This is a genomic window from Streptomyces sp. NPDC054840, from assembly GCF_053611065.1.
The window spans coordinates 1-2,396 of the sequence record NZ_JBSGZP010000902.1; the positions used below are offsets into that span (position 1 = coordinate 1).

Annotated in this window: 4 protein-coding genes; 3 read left to right on the top strand and 1 reads right to left on the bottom strand. The window is 71.5% G+C overall.

Features of this window, described 5'->3' with window-relative positions:
- The 3 genes from ACWGIU_RS35700 to ACWGIU_RS35710 form a co-directional block, all read left to right on the top strand.
- Window positions 1–657: response regulator transcription factor (locus ACWGIU_RS35700; RefSeq protein ID WP_453712250.1), on the top strand; the 657-nt coding region annotated here is incomplete at its 5' end.
- 155 nt (window positions 658–812) lie between these two features.
- The gene (locus tag ACWGIU_RS35705) at window positions 813–1,010 is read left to right on the top strand and encodes a hypothetical protein (RefSeq protein WP_453712251.1); all 198 of its coding nucleotides are present in this window, start codon (window positions 813–815) and stop codon (window positions 1,008–1,010) included.
- A 158-nt stretch (window positions 1,011–1,168) separates the two neighbouring features.
- Window positions 1,169–1,636: a DUF7144 family membrane protein gene (locus ACWGIU_RS35710; protein ID WP_453712252.1), complete on the top strand. Its 468-nt coding sequence runs from the start codon at window positions 1,169–1,171 to the stop codon at window positions 1,634–1,636.
- Between the two features lie 290 nt (window positions 1,637–1,926).
- Here ACWGIU_RS35710 and ACWGIU_RS35715 read toward each other — a convergent pair.
- On the bottom strand, window positions 1,927–2,396 hold a 470-nt coding region (locus ACWGIU_RS35715; protein ID WP_453712253.1), incomplete at its 5' end, for a class F sortase.

Genomic DNA, 2,396 nt, shown 5'->3' on the forward strand with positions numbered 1-2,396 from the left:
GCCGTACACCTGGCAGGTGGCGACGTCGCCGCGGCCCTGCGGGTGGTGGACGCGGCGGGTACCCCGGACGAAGACCGGCCGGAGCGCGCGCTGGCCCGGGCCCGGGCCCTGCTGGCCGCCGGCCGTGGCGCGGACGCGGCGCGGGCACTGGCGGGCGTACCGGCGGACGACGGCGTCCCGACGCCGGTACGGGTCCACACGTGCCTGCTCCACGCCCGGATCGCCGAGGCGGAGGGCGCATACGAGGAGGCGCACCGGCGCCTCGGCGAGGCGCTGGCCCTCGCCCGCCCCGAGGAACTGCGCCGGATGTTCGCCGAGAACGGTCCCGGGGTGCGCCGGACCCTGCGCCGGAACCCGCAGACGGCCCGGTCGCACGGCTGGCTGACCGCCCGCGCCCCGGCCCGTACGGCCCGTACAAGCCGTACGGCGCGCGCGACGCGGGCCGACGGGCAGCCACCGGTGGTGGAACCGCTGAGCGCGCGGGAGACCGACGTGCTGCGCAAGGCCGCGGACCTGCTGTCCACCGAGGAGATCGCGGCCGAGCTGTACGTGTCGGTCAACACGGTCAAGACCCATCTGAAGAGCATCTACCGCAAGCTCGGCGTCGCCCGGCGCAGCGAGGCCGTCCACCGGGCGCAGGACCTCGGGATGCTCTGAGCCACGCGGGTCGCCGCGGGCGCGTTTTTCGCCCGCACCGGGCGATGCCCACGCCGGGCCGGGGGCCCACGATGGCGGGGAAGGCCGGAAGCGGCTCGGGCCCTCGCACCGGCCCGGGCTCCGAAGCCTTCGTTCCGAGAGGAGTGAGTGCTCTCATGCGCTACGAATTCCGTATCTCGGGGGTCGTACCGGACACGCTCGCCGCGAGCTTTCCCGAGCTCGCCCGGATCCCCGTACCGGAGCAGACGCTCCTGTTCGGCAGCGTGGCGGACGAGGCCCACCTGTACGGGCTCCTCACCCGCTTCCAGTCCCTGGGCCTGCGGGTGCTCGAACTGCGCCGGCTGCCCGCCTGAGCGGGAGCGGCCCGCGTGCCCGGGTGAAGACCACCCGCTTCGGGTGATCACATGAACCGGACCGCCGGACGACACTGCGATGTGGGCACCGAAGCCCGTGACCGACGAGCCGGAGCAGGACCCTCCTGCGCTGTACCGCCAACTGTGAGGTGAATTCCATGGGCCAGCCGACACCGACCGGGGGAAACTGGAACACCGGCCCTGCGCCGGGCACTACTCCGCTGTATCCAAGCGGCGACAGCCAGGGCGCGGGGAACGTGGGCACGATGTTCGCCGCCGTGCTCCTCCTGGTGACCGGCTGCCTCGCGGTGTTCCAGGGCATCGCGGCCATCGCCGAGGACGACGTCTACGCGCGCATCGGAAGCTACGTCTTCGAATTCGACCTCACGGCGTGGGGCTGGATCCATCTGATCGTCGGGATCATCGTCATCCTCACCGGGGTGGGCCTGTTCGCCGGCTCGAACGTGGCGAGGGGCGCCGGTATCGCGCTCGCCGGCATCAGCGTGATCCTCAACTTCATGTGGCTGCCGTACCAGCCGTGGTGGTCGATCATCATCATCGCGATCGACGTGTTCATCATCTGGGCCCTGTGCACGAGCTGGACGCACACCACCACCGCCGACTGACCCGAGACGTGTGCGGCACCCGATCCGGTGACGGGTCGGGTGCCGCCGGGTGCCCAGCCGTAGGGAGGCGGGCCCAGGCAGGCGCTCCTTGACCTCGACAATGATCGAGGATCCGGCGTCTCGCCCGGTCGATCACCCGGAGTGTCGCGTCCGTGGCGCGGGTGGCACCGACCGGGCCCGGCCGGCACGGACGTACCCGTGACCTGACCGGTCCGAGCCGGTGACCGTCCACGAGCGGGTCGCGGCCATCGCGGCAACACAGGGGCGTGTCATCGGCCCCGTCGTCCTGGCTACGCGGCGCCCGTCATGCGGGCGAACACCACCACATTGCTGTCGTAGTAGTGCGTCTTGGGGTCGAAGCTGCCGCCGCAGGTGACCAGCCGCAGGCCCGCGTGGTCGACGTTCTTGTAGACCTCCAGCGTCGGGAACTCGGCCTTGGGGTACTCGGCGACGCGGTCCACCGTGAACGTGACCGTCTTGCCGTCCTGCCGGGTGACCTTGATGGTGTCACCGCCCTTCATCGTCTTCAGCTTCTCGAACACAGCGGATGCTCCGTTCCACGTGACATGCCCGGCGATCACGGCCGGCCCCTGGGAGCCGGGGGTCGGCCCCGGTTCGTACCAGCCCGCGAGCGCGGGGTCCTTCGGGGTCTGCATGGTGCCGTCCGGGTTCTGCCGCAGGGTCTCCAGGGAACTGGACAGGTTCAGGGAGGGGATCGAGATCTTCTGCGGCTCGGACCGGGCCAGGGCCTGCTCGGCCC

Coding starts and splice junctions, on each gene's coding strand:
- ACWGIU_RS35705 (WP_453712251.1), top strand. CDS start 813: ATGCGCTACGAATTCCGTATCTCGGGGGTCGTACCGGACACGCTCGCC.
- ACWGIU_RS35710 (WP_453712252.1), top strand. CDS start 1,169: ATGGGCCAGCCGACACCGACCGGGGGAAACTGGAACACCGGCCCTGCG.